Genomic DNA, 15,885 nt, shown 5'->3' on the forward strand with positions numbered 1-15,885 from the left:
ATTACTATAGCAGTTTGCGTACATTATAAAAGTGGGTTTTGTGGGCGCTTAAGACACATCTACATGGTGGTTAGCTCTTTGAGTTACTCGTATAAAATGTCATGTCTGTATGAGCAAAAAGAGTGTATGAATAAGATGTAGATAAGACGCATGGTTCATAAAAAGGTGACTTCCTGACTTATTAATAGATTATGCTACTATGCAGGTAGCGTGTGAGCGCACCAGGTCATACGCAGCTTAAATGATTAATCAAAGTTTTCACTAAACAAGGAAGTGATTATGCCAACAATAAAAGTCAACGATGTCGATATCTATTATGAAGACAGTGCGCCAAATGACATGCAAAAACCCGTTATCGTGTTTGCCCATGGTCTGCTGTGGAGCTCGCAGATGTATGACAAGCAGGTAGAATATTTTCAAACGGATTATCGATGCATTGCGTTTGATTTTCGTGGGCAGGGTCAGTCACAGATTACTAAATCTGGCTATGATATGGAGACGTTAACCGAAGATACGCTAGGCTTACTTGACGCACTCGCTATCGTTAAATGTCATTTTGTAGGGTTATCAATGGGAGGATTTGTCGCTCAACGTATTGCGCTTAAGCGACCAGATTTACTGCTATCATTAACACTGCTTGAGACGTCAGCCGACCCTGAAGATCCAAAAAACGTCCCGCAGTATCGTAAGTTAGTCAAAGCCATTCGCTGGCTTGGTATGAAGCGCGTGAGTAATAAAGTCATGCCGATTATGTTTGGCAGTACTTTTCTGGCCGACAAGCTGCGCAAATCTGATCGCAAACAGTGGCTGACGATGCTACAAAGCAATCGCAAGGACGGTGTCGTTAAGGCAACAACGGGTGTCATCGATCGCACTGGCACTTATGAGCAATTGGGTAATATCACGACACCGACACTTATCGTCGTGGGTGATGAGGATGCGGCAACGCCTTACGCAAAGTCTGAGCGCATGCATTTTGCTATCGCTGGGTCGAAGCTTGCTATTATCAAAGGCGCTGGCCATACGTCGACAGTGGAAGAGCCTGATCAAGTGAACCGAGTGCTCAGTCAGTTTTTGGAAAAATGCGTGTAACGCTCAGCTGTTGATGAGAGGTTTTGTATTGTTAGGTTGTTTAAGCAGTAGTCTATAAAGATGCATAAAAAAAGCCGCTATTAATAAAAGGTAGCGGCTTTTTGTATTGCATTGAAGTATCACATAGTTAACGATTACATTCGTGAGCTGTATTGGCTGTGACCATCATCAATGGTGCCAAAAGCTTCTGCACGATTGACGATTTCGGTTGCCCATGCACGATGGGTGGCAGGTTCTAGCATGGTGTTGTTGTACTTAAACACAGCCTTAGCCTCAGAGTGCAGGATCGCTTGCGCTTCATCCAATTTGCTTAACGGTACACAATAGGCTTGCTGCACTAATGCAATTTGGCTTGGGTGAATGACGGTTTTGCCCACCAGTCCCAAACTGACATCGCGGTTTAGCTCCTGCATAAAGAGAGTTGGCTGGTCCAAGTACTCAAATACTGGCGCTGTTAGATAAAAACCATGCGGTACAAAGCAGCCAAGCATTTGATAGGCAAGGGTGCCGATAGGCGTATCATAGACAATGCTATTCTTTGGACGACGCAAGCGCAGCGCGGCAAATAAGTCATTACCACCGATACGTAGCGCAAACACCGGCTGACTAAAGGCTTCTTTAAAAGCGATGGCTAGCTCTTGATTATGATGCGGATTAAATAATGCGGCCGTTTCAAGCGTCGGCATCAGCAGATGGTCAACGCTAAGATTCTGACAAGCCATGCGCCAATTGGACAAGCTATACATATCGACCTTTGGCATGACAAAACCATCAATGAGATCAATATGCGCATAGTCAGCCAGTTGCTGTAGCATCATCGGGCTACGCGGACGTATAAAGACCAGTGGGCGCGTTGGGTGCTGTGCATGAATCGCAGCAGCTCGAGATGGATCATTGATGCTATTGACGTGCTCAGCCCAAGTACCCAGCAGCGTGCGCAAACGCTCAAGCGCCAACTCCACATCCTCATGACTGACGGCATCTTCTAAACAAATAATAATACTATTGATTGTTGGTAGCTTGTCGCGCTTAATCACTTGCCAGATGTCTTGGCGAGTGGCAGGCATATATAGGCTAGCACCCAGCTGGTATGGGTGATGTGTGTGCGGTCTGACCATCGCATGACGCTCAGTAATCAGATGCGCATAAGACTGAGTATCGTGATAAATCTCTGATTCGTTGTGTTGTATATCTGACATAATTGGCATCATAAATAGAGTGTAAAGGGCAAGCGTTCAATCGCGCTAGTGGTACTCAAGCCAAAAGCATTAACTGTCTTTGGCTCGTTGCTTGATAAGGGTGATGGCTTGATAAGGCAGTATTTTATCACCTAATACATCAATAGTGATGCCTCGTTGCGCACATAAATGACGCAGTAGTACGGTATCGGGATGCGCCGCGGTCGCGAGCAATATACGCTCGGGATCACGGCGCAATATAGCGCGCGTCGCCTCGGCGATAGTTGGCTTTATACGGTTGCGATTGGTGATGCCATAGTCTGCTGCGAGCGTATCTATTAATGCTGCCGTCTGGTAGCGCGGCTGTTGATGGGTTGGCAAACACTCTAATGGCGTGGTCAGTGAGCGTCTTGCTGCATCAATATGATCGATAAATGCCACGCTATGATCTGCTTCAATCAAATCCTCATAAAATACACTGCGATGAAGACCTGATTGCGGCTCGGTATATAAGCTGCGTGAAATCAGTCCTGACACCGTGCTATTTAACAAACCCGATGGAATTAACCAATCTTCCTCACTGGCGGCGAGCCAAGCAACGCCAGCCGGATCAGCAAGAGTCAGTAGCGGAATGACATTCGCGCCTTGATGAAAAATATTGGCAAAGTTGGCGTGAGTGGGATCGCTAAATGTCTCTAAGCTACGAGCCAGCTCCTTATAAATCGCGCCTTTACCTGTCCAACCATCGACGAATACGACTGGACTGTTTGGATAAGCCTCCAGCAGCATTTGCAGCGCCACAGTATCCAGCCCGCGATCACGAATGATGCTGATGCCATAATGCTTGCTTGGTAAGTGATAGCTACTATCTGCGTCTGACAGTGCGCGCTGCAATAGCACGCCAATTGGTAGCCCTGCCCGTACCAAACTGACCAAGACTAGCGGATGCTCGTCACTGACATCATGCTGAAATACATTATGTAGGGTATGCGCTAAGCGTGCGATATCAGTTGCGGCTCTCTCACCACCTTGCTCTAGCGCTTGACGGTATAGTTGCTCATGCATGGCAGTGGGTGCTTTCTCCAAGGTCAACATATCAGAGTAGTGACGTTGCCCACTTTGAATAAGTGCTTCTTTTTGACTGACAGGCACATCGGCAACAGCGTCTTTATCGACAATATCGAGTAGGACCGTCACATCACTGGCAAGGTAGCTACCTGAGCCGTAATTGTTTAGATTGGCTCTATGGGCCTGTATGTTAGGTAAAGTCATAATATGAATAGTGGTACTCGTAATGATAATGAGGTTATGTGTCTATTTTTGGGCTGATTTTCTGGACTAACTTTTTAGGCTGATGGTTTAAACGGATAGTTTGGCCTGACGCTTTAGTCCGAATAATTAGACGAATGGCTAAGACTGATACTGCTCATGCATCTGACCGCGGCTTGGCATACCGTACCAGTCAAGCAGTTGCAGAAAAGGCAAATCTGCCAAACTATCACCAAAGCCAAAACTGGGACGCTGGCGATCTAAATGATGGTTTAATAAAAACTGTACCGCATGGCGCTTATGTACCGCGTGCGGTAATATCGCTAGGTTATTGGCATTCACATGCACATAAAAATCTTGCTCAAAATCACGTATTAACGTTGGCAGTTTTTCTGCCAGATCTACTAACGCTTGATGGTCTTTTTGCGCATGTTTGATGGCCAGATAAATCGTTAATTCTTCATCCACAGACCCATTGTCAAAGCTATCGACATGCGGCGTAAATACCAACTGGCTTTGCTCACTTTTGCTATGATTGGCAAACAAACGACTTAACTTATTAAGCTTATCTTGCAACGGTGCAAGCTTGCTAGTCATATGCTGCTGCCATGCACTTAGTAGCTGCCCATCAGATGTCAAAATAATGGCGCCATGGGTCAATACTTGCCAACTGTCGAATGGCAGTTTTACACGCTTAATTTCACTACGGTCACGTGCTGTTACTACTATTAGTTCAGTACTATTAAGTAGCCAATTAAAGAAGGTCGCTTGGCGCTGACTCATAAAGCTGAGCGGTTCATCTTGTTTGTTGACCGTCGCACAAACTAAGTGTTCTGGCTCTGCAGTCGGCACTTGCCAAGCATCAATCTTGCGCTGAGTTTGAAAAAGGGTATCGTCCAAATCCATTAAGGCGTATGGTTTGATAATATCGGAGCTGGGCTTAAAAAATGAGGTAGTCATAACGTCTTTCATCAGTGAATCCATAAATAAGAAGTGTGAGAGTGACAGTAACGTTTAAATCGTCGGACCTACCACCAACACATTATTCAAACCTCGCCACATCGCATCCACGCTATCAGCTGACGTTTCCACACATAACACAATCAAGTCCCACTCAGTCGGATCAACATTATAAGCAAAATTAGTCATGCCCAGCCCATAATTATCATGAAAGCTCAGCATGGTAGTGATGGCGCCGCCAAGCGCAATTGGTGAGCGGGTTAACGCACTAAATTTAACGATAGCATTTGTATCAGCGTTGAGGTTTTGAGACGTTGTCTGAAGCCACTCTGCCAATAAAAATGGCAACCAAACAAACTCATTACTGCCCAACACCAAGATTTTTTTGGGTAATTGAGTGATATCAAAGCTTTCTTGGCTATTAAAGGATGCAAATGTGGCCTGAAAGTTTGATAGGTAATTGTCAAACCCATCTGTGCTATTTAATGTGGGAAAACGTCCCCAGTTGCCCGTAAACCCAAGCGCCTGACTGCCCGCTGCAGTAGTATCAACCGATGGCATGGTGATAGGCTCTGGGTTGGGGGCGTCTGTCCATTGCCAAGCGCCTGACAATAGATGATGACGGTGAAATTCAATACCAGTCAAGCGATCTGCCATACGCGCAGGCTGCGCGCCATCTGTATACTGGTTTGTATTTTCTTGATCCAATGACCAATCAACCAGAGTCGTTAGATGTACTTGCTCTAACTGAGTGAGCCCTGCATCACGTAAGGCAGTGACGACATTGACACAAGTATTGCCGGTTGATGCTTCATCATCGACCATAATCAGCGTTTTGCTGGCAAGCAGCTGCTCTTGCGTGATGGTATCTGTGCTTTGATAAATCAAATGCTGACTGGCATGACTGTGATCTTCGTTAAACGTTGTTAGTAACGCTTCGGCGTTATTGTCACTATGCTGCGCGTGACGCGTAGAGTTTAGCAATAACGCGTTTGGATAACGTGTTTGTAGCGCTTGATGCACGCCTGCCGATAGACCAACCGCGGTCTCTGCCATACCAATGACCAGAACGGGTGCAGGCAAATCGCTAGGAACTAAATTGGCCAAGTCAGTAAACGCATCTCGCATGGTGCTGGGTGCTACGGGAATATGACGACCTAATACTTTTGAGACAAACAAAAACGCCCGTTTTGGGTTAATGCGCTGAGCAAAACCAAGCAGATCTTCTAATTGGTAACTTTCGTTTTGTCCCAAGTTATTTTTTTTGTTAGTTGCTGAATTGGTCTGATAGGTCAGATCAAGGGTGCCGCGAGGTAGGGTGATGCTCGTACGGTGTTGCTTATTTAACATTCATATTCCTTTGCGCTTTTCATTTTATATAGGTATAGATTTCTTAACCCTGACAGCCAACCAGCCATAATGCACTGCGACTTTGTTTGCTCAGTTGCGGTGTCGTCAACGGCATGTCGCTTGATGAATCAGCCTTACTCTCCAGACTGATGCCAGCGCTCGCAACAAGAGCAGATAATAACTGAAATTTCACCGCATAGTTCATGTTTTGTGCGTGTTCATGAACGAGACTGGCGGTCACCATACCAACAACCTCGCCAGTTGGTAGTAGTAAAGGACTACCACTAGAGCCAGGCTGAATGGGCGCGGTAAACTGAAGATAACGAATATCATCGTTTAAGCCCGTTAGCCCTGAGATACAACCTTGTGTGACTTGTAGTTGACTGCTAAGCCCCGATAGCGGAAATCCCAGCGTGGTAATGGTCTCACCCAATATATCACTGCATTGCTGTGCCAATGGGATATGGCTGGGCAGTGGGTCGCTGACTCTGATAATAGCGGAGTCGCTACCGATATCACTGAGCACAACTTGTGCTTCGCGATCAGGCTGACCTTGCTGACGTATGCCAATCATTTGAGCGGACTCAATCACATGATAGCAGGTGAGCAAGTGGTACGGATCAATGGCAAAGGCTGTTCCTGTCCATGTCTCACCTGCCTGCACTTGACGAGGGGGACGCACTTCATTGTGAGGGCAGGCTTGCTGTTGCTGTGCTGCTTGGATACGTGCATGTGTGTTGGGTGGACGAACATCAAGACTGACTTGTACTCGCTGCTCAAGACTCGCCAAACCTTGGGTTGAGGCTTCGCCAAGCGCCCGACATTTAAACTGTCCATTCCGCTGATATATCTCTAATATAATGGCGGCTTTGACGTGGCGTTCGCGCGCTGTAAAGTCGTAGCGAAGTGCACCATCATTCAGTGTTAAGCAAACATTGCTTAGCTCAACCACAGGCAAGTTCAGGCTAGGCTCATAGTAAGCATAAGCAATCAGCTGCAAAAAATGCACACCTTGTTGCTCAAACAATTTGAGTAGATCAAGCTGCCATTTGCTTGGGTTATTGGCATCATCTATCGTTGCCCAGTTTTTGGGCTCATGTAGATAAGCAGGGCTACAAACGGCCTGACGATTGGCATCTAATGGCAACCAAAGTAGCCCAAGCTGCTGTCCAAATCTAAGTGGGGAAGCGCTAGAAAATGCGACCGAGCAGCGCACGTCTGCGATAACAGCATTGGCGCCTAACACGAGTGTGGTCTGTACTGTCATCGTCTACCTCTTATTAGATATATACTCGGTTGTCAGTCGTTCTTTATGTTCCTTGCTTATTTTTACTTATTCAGCAGTATCTTCAATTTTTACACCCACCATAATAGAGCGTACTTGACAGGGTGTTATTTGTTGCGTGATATCGGTCAGTGTTGGCTTATCAGTTAGACCAAGCCAATAGCCAAATCCAACCTGTGTCAAATCCACACCGCTATGCGTCGTGTAACCAATACCACCAGACGGGCGGCTATTGATCTCAAGCACACGGTGCTGACCGTCATCATCAGCTTTGGTTTGCACACTGACGATACCGTCACAGCCAAAAGCTCTAATCAATGGAATCACCACATCCATGACGGATTGCTCATAGCCAATATGCTGGATTTTACCTGTTTTATAGCGAGTAACGGCCGCCAAGACCTCACCGTATTCACAGACCACATCGATAGAGTATTCTTGTCCTGATAAATACGGCATGAGCAGCATGGGAATAGGACGTTCACGCACCATCAGGCTGTTGGTATAGGCATTGATAAACTGCGCGGTATTGATTTTTTTCTCTTCGGTAAAGTATAAGTGCTCAAAGCTATCGTAGTGCTCATCAGGTTCTTTGCCTAAATCTAATCGCCAAAATCCTTGGGCAAAAATACCAACAACTGGTTTGACACATAAGGGCTGATGACCGTGCTCGGCGAGTAAAGCCTCAAGCTCGGCTACATTGTCAAAACGCCAAGCATCAGCGACAGGTATATTATGCTGGTAACACTGTTGCATAAAGGCAAATTTATCTTCGATCGACTCTAGTGCTGGTACGCTAGTTGCGCCTGTAAGCAAACGAATACCAGCGGCATCAAACGCCGCACGATGCGCTTCATAATCAACTCCATTGCGCCCCGTCAATAATACTTTAACGTTGTTCTCTTTGGCGTGTTCTAAGACAAATTGCCAGCGAGGTATAACAGGCTCAGTTGTCTCTTGTGCCTCATCCTCTATAGCTGCTTTTTCTGGATATGGTTCGCGATAGACCATATCAGCAAATTCAAAAATTTCAGGTCGGTTATGACGATGTGAGGCAATAATATTGAAAGGGGCGCTAGATTTGCTTTTTAAGTTCTGCAAACTCTCTAACATATCGCGCTGGCTGGATTGACCCTCAGCTAACCAAGCAGCTATTGATGTGGAGTGGAAGCTATCGTTAGCAAGGTTAGTCATAATTTTCTCAGCGTTATTATCATATGTAGGAGGTTAAATGAGTGGATACGGTTATTGAAAACTGGTGGCAGTATAGTCAAAATTTGATCATTCAGCAGCATATATTATATACAAATGGCACAGGTTATAAATGCCCCTGATGAAATAGGTAAAAGGATTTGTAATAGTGATTTTGTAGCTAGTAGCGCGATTGCTCGGTTTAAAATGTTCATAATATTCATGCTACTATATGACGATAGTGAGCATACCAATTACAACGACGACAACATAATAAAGAATCTAAAGGACGTATGATGAATCAACCTCAACAACTGATCGCAGGTGCCAATGCGCTATTACCAACTGATAATATTAGTGTCCGCATCTTAAGCCAAAACGCCATTGATTGCGCCGCTTATCGTCTGACGACTGATGGCAAAGTGCGCGGCGATGGCGACATGATATTTTATGGTCAGAAACGTAGCAATGACGGCAATGTTAGTTTTCGTGGTCACGACAGCGACGGGTTCTTTGATATTAATCTGCCTGCGCAGCCTGCGAGTATTGAAAAAATTGCCTTGGCATTCTCTAGCGCGCAGACGCTGGCACAAGTTGGCGATGTGGATATTCAAGTACTACAAGGCAGTCAGGTATTGATGACTTGTCAGCTGAGCAGTGCTGGACGTAACGAAAAAGCCATTATCTTGGCGGAGTGCTATCGTCGGCAGGGCAGCTGGAAGTTTCGTTTTATTGCGCAGGGATTTGAGGGAGGTTTAAAACCGTTATCTGAACACTTCGGTGTTGAAATCGCAGATGAAGCGCCAGCGCAACATCAGAACGCATCGCAGAATCAGGCTCAGCCTATTAATACACAGCGACCCATCAATACGCAAAAAGCAGGCAGTACCTCTCAAGCGAGCACCCCGCCACCGATTCCTGCTACTCCTTCGATTAATCTTAGCAAAATCACCTTAACCAAGAACCAATCGAGCATCAATCTGAAAAAGCGTGACAACTTTGGCAAAATCTCAGTGAACTTAGATTGGAACCAACGTCCAGAGAGTAATAAGTCAGCACCCAAAAAAGGCCTATTAGGCGATCTATTTAAGCAGCATCAATCAAGCGGTATTGATTTGGATGTTGGCGCGATGATTCATCTTAAAAATGGCGAAAAGACCCTCATTCAAGCATTGGGTGACCGTTTTGGTAGTATGCAATCAGCGCCGTATGTGTGCTTGCGAGCGGATGATAGAACGGGGCAGGTGAGTGGCGGTGAGTGGCTCGATATCAATGGTCAGCAGTGGTCACAGATTGAAGAAGTATTTATCTTTGCTTTTATTTATGAGGGCGCGCCAAACTGGGAAAAAACCGATGGTGTCGTGACCATTCATGTACCCGAGCAGTCACCGATTGAGACTCGCCTAACAGAAGGGGCGGGTAACTTGCCGATGTGTGCTATCGCACGCTTGGTCAATCAGCAAGGCAGTATCAATGTTGAACGTATCAATCAGTATTTTAAAGGACATCAAGAAATGGATAAGGCCTTTAATTGGGGATTTAGTTGGAAGCGTGGACGTAAATAATATGTTTGGTCTATAAATGATAAACAAAAAAGAGCGGCCCATCTATCAATAGATGGGCCGCTCTTTTTCGAAATAAACTATTTAACTAGATGATTAATACTCCAGTTAAAGGCTCAACTCGATTAAGCATGTGGCGTAATTGCAGGCATCAAATCATGGAAGGTGCGACCAGATGCAGTCTCGCCAATAGCGTGCATTTTCCATTCGTTGTTATGGCGATAGACTTTTGCCATTACCATGGCAGTGTGTCCACCTTGTGCCGATAAGTTGTAGCGAGCTACTTCACTGTTGTTATTGGCATTAACGATACGGCAAAATGCGTTTTCTACCGTCTCGAACGTCTGACCCGTAAAGCTATTGACCGTAAATACTAGTGAAGTCACGTTGGCTGGGACTTTTGAGAGATCAACGTTGATGACTTCATCGTCGCCATCGCCGTCGCCAGTACGGTTGTCGCCAGTATGAACGATACTGCCATCCTTTGACTTGAGCTGACTGAACCAGATAGCATCGACCGCTTGTTTGTTTGCGTCAAACATGATGCATGAAGCATCTAAATCGATAGAATCGCCGCCGCTACCACCGCCGAATAATTTACCTAAAAAGCCACCTTTTTTATCTTGTGGACCTTGAGCGACATCCCAACCTAGACCCAATTTAACTTGAGTCAGCTCGCCGCCTGCTTCTTTGCTTAGGGAGATTTTCTGCCCTTTTTGTAGACTAACTACCATGTGAGTATCCTTATAATAATTGTGAGTAAAACTGTTTAAACATAGTTCTAAAAGACGCTATAAGATATTATCTAAAAAACTACCATTACCGCCGCGTCCACCTGAGCTCGTTCCCAAGACACTTTGCAGCCATCCTTGATAACTGTCACGATTGCGCGAGCAAATAATGACTTTGCCACTGCCCGAAAAGTTCAGAACCATACCCTCGCCACTGGTGACGGAATTAATGATATTGCTCATGATGCCTTTTTTCTTGCTGGTCGAGACGGACAGTTTATAATCGAGGTTCGAATCCCAGCAAACCACATGACCATTATCAATAATGACATCTTTGTCTGGTGTGACCTCAATCTCAAACAATGAGCCAAAACCAGATACCACAACCTGACCTTTTCCTTGCGTCTGCATGACCATAAAGCCACCAGTATCACCAAATACCGCGCCTCCTAAATTACGTTGGATATTGGCTCTGATATCAACGCCTGTTTGCGCCGCGACAAAAGCACCATCACTCAAAGTATATTGCTGTGACCCCACCTCGATGATTTGCATATCGCCATCTAGTGTGGGGGCAAGTAAGCAATCACCTTCACCATTAACTGCTTCAATTTGCTGTTGAAACAACGATTCATCATTGGCAAAACGGCGCATAAGCGATTGCATCAGTCCACCTTGTAGCTTACCTTTTAGCTCAAGGTTAGACTCCATCATTACCATTGCATTGGCTTCGCAATAAATTGAATCACCTTTTTTGAGATTACAATGCAAAAAAGGCTCAATAGTACCGATTAAACTGAATGTTGCGGCCATGGGGTGCAAATCCTTATTCTAATATCTTTGATAGGTGCTGTTAATGTGCGGGTATAGACCTATGTGTTTTAGCGTTTTTATATTGATGAGCCTATTAAATTTAAAGCCATCAAATGCGTTAAAAGGGCACACTTGATGGCTTATAGGCGTTGCTATCAGAAAACTGATAGCAACGCTTGGCTCGCTAGATATTTACGTCAATTTAACGTTATACATTCACGCCGTAAGACGCTGCTAATGGTCCAAGACCACCGCTGAAACCTTGACCGACGGCACGGAATTTCCAGTCGCCGTTATGACGATATAGCTCACCAAAGATCATAGCCGTTTCAGTGCTGCCATCTTCTGATAGGTCGTAACGGGCAATTTCGGCTGCGCCATTATCGTTTACAACACGAATATAAGCATCGCCAACTTGACCGAAGTTTTGGTTACGTGCTTGGCCTTCATAGATAATCGCACAAATGGCAACTTTGTTCACGTCAGCTGGGATGCTCGCAAGATTGATTTTGATTTTTTCGTCATCGCCATCGCCTTCGCCAGTACGGTTGTCACCAGTGTGCTCAACGGCGCCATTGTCTGACTTTAGGTTATTAAAAAAGATAAAATCTTGGTCGTTACGGACTTTGCCTGCTTCGTTGATCAAGAAGCCAATAGCATCCAAGTCAAACTCTTGACCGTCAGTTGCGCGTGGATCCCAGCCTAGACCAACTGTGATGTTGGTTAAACCTGGTGCTTCTTTTGATAAGTTTACGTTGCCGCCTTTTGTTAAGCTAATAGCCATACAAATATCCTTTGGATTAATAATTAAGTGGATTGGGTTTAAAAAATAAACTAAAAGTTGTGCAGTGACTGATATGAAAGGACAACTGATAAAGAACCTACCTGTAAACCACGTCCTGCATATCATTACGTTTTACTATACTAAGCGTTTGCTCACTAAGCAAGGCGTATTTTGTGCGCTTACTATATGCTTACTAAGCGACATAATAACCCTGCATTTTTGATACTTTTTAATCATCTTAGCAATAGTGGTTAACGCATTGTTATGCAAAGGTAAATTATTCTATGGCTGTTTCCTTCGGATCAAGCCATAGAATGAAGAGAAACATACGTTAGGTTGCAAAGACATAACCAAAAAAAGCGGGTCGTACCAGATATGTTGGTACGACCCGCTGTGAGCTTGACAACCTAATACAATTTAGACGTAATATTGTGCTGAATAATCCATTAATAAAAGTATTTAGATAAAGCTTTTATTCGGCAAAAACCGACCAGCCCGTTTCTTGTACAAACAGCTCTAATGCTTTTAACCCAAGCTTGGAGTTTCCTATATGGTCCAGCCCTGGCGACCAGACAGCGATAGAACCCTTGCCGGGAGCTATGGTCAAAATACCGCCACCAACCCCACTTTTACCGGGCAAACCGACGCGATAGGCAAACTCACCAGACCCATCATAATGACCGCACATCATCATTAGCGAGTTAATCCTTCTGGCGCGGTGCTCGTTGATTACACGTACCCCTGAGTGCTTATCAACCCCGTTAGAGACCAAGTACAGACCGGCGCTGGCTAATTGCTGGCAATTCATCTCAATCGAGCATTGATGAAAGTAAGTACCCAACACCTTGTCCACATCGTGCTTGAGCCGACCAAAGGATTTCATAAAGTGCGCAAGCGAGGCGTTGCGGTCTTTGTGCTCCATCTCAGACGCTGCCACTTTGTGGTCAAAACGGATGGACTCATCGTCCGTAATAAAATGCACAAACTGTAGAATCTCAGCCAATATTTCTCTAGGTTCGTGACCCATCATGATCGCGTCTACCACCGCAATGGCACCAGCATTGATAAATGGATTGCGTGGTCGACCAGTTTCATGTTCTAGCATGACGATTGAGTTGAAAGGGTCACCTGAGGGTTCACGACCAACGTGTGTCCAAAGTCCATCGCCCAACTTGCCAAGTGCAATGGTTAGAGTGAAGATCTTAGAGATACTTTGGATCGAAAAAAGAGTGCTCGCATTGCCTGCTGTATACATCTTTCCGTCAGGTGTCGCGACTGCAATACCAAACTGGTTTGGGTCTATATGGGCCAGTTGCGGGATATAGTCCGCTACTTTTCCACGATCGGTTTCAAGTGCCATCTGTGCGGCAATATCATCAAGAATCTGTTGCATAGTGGTTGAAGGGTCTCATTTTTGGTGAGTGATTAAAGGACGAGGATTCTAACCGAATAACGTATAGTAGTGATGAGAAAATTGTATGTGAAGCAAAATATACACATATTTTGGCGATAGGTAAGGATTTGCCGTGTGACTAACGCCTGCCATTATAACGCAAAAAAGCAGGCCATATCTGATGATACGACCTGCTTAAGCTACACAGCATCATGCGGACAACAGGTACTAATTGAGCCTTGCTGCTTCCGCTTTACGATGTTTCAGCGATGCCCATAATGCAAAACCAATAAAGGCGATACCGATAAGACCAGTAATGATTTCTGGTACATGGAACTTCACTGACAACAGCATAATGATGGCCAAGGCACCGATGGCGTAATGTGCGCCATGCTCAAGATAAATAAACTCATCAAGCGTGCCTTTGTCTACCAAGAAGATAGTCATCGAACGTACGAACATCGCACCAATGGCAAGACCAAGCATGATAACGATGACATCATTGGTAATGGCAAATGCGCCAATCACACCATCGAAACTGAATGACGCATCGAGGATTTCTAAGTATAAGAAACCGATGATACCGCCTTTCATGATAGCGCTGGTCGCGGCTGCGCCACTTCCTTCGTTCTCTAAGTCTTCTTCAAGATCACCTTCTAGCATACCAGATACGACCTGTACACCAAGGTATACTAGAATACCCCAAACGCCAGCAATGAGCACAGCACTTGATTGCTCTGCGCTGGCCCATGATACGGCAATCATTAAGACGATAAGAGCAACAAATACGCTCATTGCATCGACTTTGCCTAGCTTGACCAAACGGCTCTCAAGCCATTCAAACCAATGGACATCTTTGTCATCAAAAATAAAGTTCAAGAAAACCAATAGTAAGAAAATACCACCAAATGCTGAAATTTCAGCGTGATGTGCCATCAATCTGGCTGAGTATTCTTGAGGATTGTTCAATGCCAAATCGATCACTTGCATCATACCAAGGTCAGCGGTAACCGCAACGATGACAATAGGGAAGACCAAGCGCATACCGAATACCGCGATTAAAATACCCACGGTTAAAAATATCTTTTTCCAAAATTCGTCCCAGCCTTTGAGGACTGAAGCGTTGACCACCGCGTTATCAAAAGATAACGAAATCTCCATGACGGCCAAAATAGCGGTAATCGATAGCGTGGTTATCATTCCACCCATACCGCCATGTGAATATCCCCACCATGCCGCTATTGCTAAGGCAATGATTGTGAAGATAATGTCTAAATAAAAATGTCTCATGACACATCCTGTCTGGTTGCGTAAAGCTGGTCTAGTATAGACACAAGCCGCAAAAAAGTGGTTATTGCTAACCACTTTTTATGCATAATTTTAAACGAAACGTAAAGCATTACTAGTCATTGGGGCATTAAAAATTGTGACTATTTGCAACGATGGTCGCTTGATATTTTGGACGTGCTAATCGGAATGGCTGATAGCCCAAATGCCAATAAAAATAAGGCTTTAGATATCAACGCCGTACTGATGACACATCGCCTGTAAGCCACCTGAATAACCTTGACCTACCGCGCGGAATTTCCATTCGCCATTGTGACGATATACTTCACCGAATACCATGGCGGTCTCAACAGAGTAATCTTCTGCTAGATCAAAACGTACCACTTCAGTGCCGGTCTCTTCATTGACAACGCGGATAAAGGCATTGGCTACCTGACCGAAGTTTTGGTTGCGAGTAGCAGCGTCATGGATAGTCACCGTCACGACTACTTTATCAACGTCAGCAGGTACTTGGGTTAAGTTTACTTTGATCACTTCATCATCACCATCGCCTTCGCCAGTACGGTTGTCACCTGTGTGCTCGACCGCGCCATTATCAGATTTGAGCTGATTATAGAAGATAAAGTCATGGTCGCCGCGCACTTTACCTGCACCATTTAGCAAAAATACACTGGCATCAAGATCGAACTCAGCACCAGAGGTGGCGCGCTCATCCCAGCCTAGACCGATTAGTAGCTTGGTCAAATTTGGATCAGTTTTCGTTAGCGATAAATTACCGCCTTTATTAAGTGATAAAGCCATGGTGTTATCCTTTTTATTAGATGTTAGTGGTTTTATGAGGTCATCGAAAAAAGGCGATGCTTACGCAATAACTGCGCAAATCCATCGCCTAGTAACGCTCTATCATAGCAACAAAAAATGACCCAATCAAAGCTGATTGGGCCATTGTTATATTTCATATACATTCGGCAAAAAACAGAAGTTTCAGGT

General features: G+C 45.0%; 14 protein-coding genes. 2 read left to right on the forward strand and 12 right to left on the reverse strand.

The window, feature by feature from the left end; all coding sequences use genetic code 11:
• Positions 1-279 precede the first annotated feature (279 nt).
• The gene (locus I3255_RS03655) at positions 280-1,092 is read left to right on the forward strand and encodes an alpha/beta fold hydrolase (protein WP_238036944.1); all 813 of its coding nucleotides are present in this window, start codon (positions 280-282) and stop codon (positions 1,090-1,092) included.
• A 134-nt stretch (positions 1,093-1,226) separates the two neighbouring features.
• On the opposite strand, the gene I3255_RS03660 is transcribed toward I3255_RS03655, so the two are convergent.
• The 6 genes from I3255_RS03660 to I3255_RS03685 all read right to left on the reverse strand — a co-directional run bounded on the left by I3255_RS03660 (position 1,227) and on the right by I3255_RS03685 (position 8,328).
• Positions 1,227-2,291 carry an HpcH/HpaI aldolase/citrate lyase family protein gene (locus tag I3255_RS03660; RefSeq protein WP_238036946.1) on the reverse strand — a complete coding sequence of 355 codons (1,065 nt, stop codon included), beginning with the start codon at positions 2,289-2,291 and terminating at the stop codon, positions 1,227-1,229.
• A 69-nt stretch (positions 2,292-2,360) separates the two neighbouring features.
• Positions 2,361-3,542 carry a cysteine protease StiP domain-containing protein gene (locus I3255_RS03665; RefSeq protein ID WP_238036948.1) on the reverse strand — a complete coding sequence of 394 codons (1,182 nt, stop codon included), beginning with the start codon at positions 3,540-3,542 and terminating at the stop codon, positions 2,361-2,363.
• A 138-nt stretch (positions 3,543-3,680) separates the two neighbouring features.
• The gene (locus tag I3255_RS03670; RefSeq protein ID WP_238037230.1) at positions 3,681-4,499 is read right to left on the reverse strand and encodes an HAD hydrolase family protein; all 819 of its coding nucleotides are present in this window, start codon (positions 4,497-4,499) and stop codon (positions 3,681-3,683) included.
• 54 nt (positions 4,500-4,553) lie between these two features.
• Positions 4,554-5,849, reverse strand: a complete 1,296-nt coding sequence (locus I3255_RS03675) for a phosphoribosyltransferase domain-containing protein (RefSeq protein ID WP_238036951.1) — start codon at positions 5,847-5,849, stop codon at positions 4,554-4,556.
• A gap of 43 nt (positions 5,850-5,892) precedes the next feature.
• The gene (locus I3255_RS03680) at positions 5,893-7,116 is read right to left on the reverse strand and encodes a trypsin-like peptidase domain-containing protein (protein WP_238036954.1); all 1,224 of its coding nucleotides are present in this window, start codon (positions 7,114-7,116) and stop codon (positions 5,893-5,895) included.
• Between the two features lie 66 nt (positions 7,117-7,182).
• The gene (locus tag I3255_RS03685) at positions 7,183-8,328 is read right to left on the reverse strand and encodes an ATP-grasp domain-containing protein (protein WP_238036957.1); all 1,146 of its coding nucleotides are present in this window, start codon (positions 8,326-8,328) and stop codon (positions 7,183-7,185) included.
• A 293-nt stretch (positions 8,329-8,621) separates the two neighbouring features.
• Between I3255_RS03685 and I3255_RS03690 the strand changes: the two genes are divergently transcribed.
• Entirely contained in the window at positions 8,622-9,890 is a 1,269-nt protein-coding gene (locus I3255_RS03690; protein WP_238036959.1) for a TerD family protein, read from the forward strand.
• Between the two features lie 122 nt (positions 9,891-10,012).
• Here the strand turns inward: I3255_RS03690 and I3255_RS03695 are convergent, their stop codons facing one another.
• From I3255_RS03695 to I3255_RS03720, 6 genes are all read right to left on the reverse strand, one after another.
• Complete coding sequence (locus I3255_RS03695; protein ID WP_238036961.1) at positions 10,013-10,621, reverse strand: TerD family protein; 609 nt, start codon at positions 10,619-10,621, stop codon at positions 10,013-10,015.
• 57 nt (positions 10,622-10,678) lie between these two features.
• Entirely contained in the window at positions 10,679-11,431 is a 753-nt protein-coding gene (locus I3255_RS03700) for a TIGR00266 family protein (RefSeq protein ID WP_238036963.1), read from the reverse strand.
• Positions 11,432-11,639: 208 nt separating this feature from the next.
• The gene (locus I3255_RS03705; protein ID WP_238036964.1) at positions 11,640-12,215 is read right to left on the reverse strand and encodes a TerD family protein; all 576 of its coding nucleotides are present in this window, start codon (positions 12,213-12,215) and stop codon (positions 11,640-11,642) included.
• A 472-nt stretch (positions 12,216-12,687) separates the two neighbouring features.
• Entirely contained in the window at positions 12,688-13,608 is a 921-nt protein-coding gene (locus tag I3255_RS03710; RefSeq protein ID WP_238036965.1) for a glutaminase, read from the reverse strand.
• Positions 13,609-13,836: 228 nt separating this feature from the next.
• Complete coding sequence (locus tag I3255_RS03715) at positions 13,837-14,898, reverse strand: DUF475 domain-containing protein (RefSeq protein ID WP_238036966.1); 1,062 nt, start codon at positions 14,896-14,898, stop codon at positions 13,837-13,839.
• A 222-nt stretch (positions 14,899-15,120) separates the two neighbouring features.
• Positions 15,121-15,696 (reverse strand): TerD family protein, encoded by a 576-nt coding sequence (locus I3255_RS03720; protein WP_058024753.1) that lies wholly within the window; start codon positions 15,694-15,696, stop codon positions 15,121-15,123.
• Positions 15,697-15,885: the final 189 nt, after the last annotated feature.

The sequence above is a fragment of the Psychrobacter sp. Ps6 genome, assembly GCF_022129235.1.
Lineage (GTDB): Bacteria > Pseudomonadota > Gammaproteobacteria > Pseudomonadales > Moraxellaceae > Psychrobacter.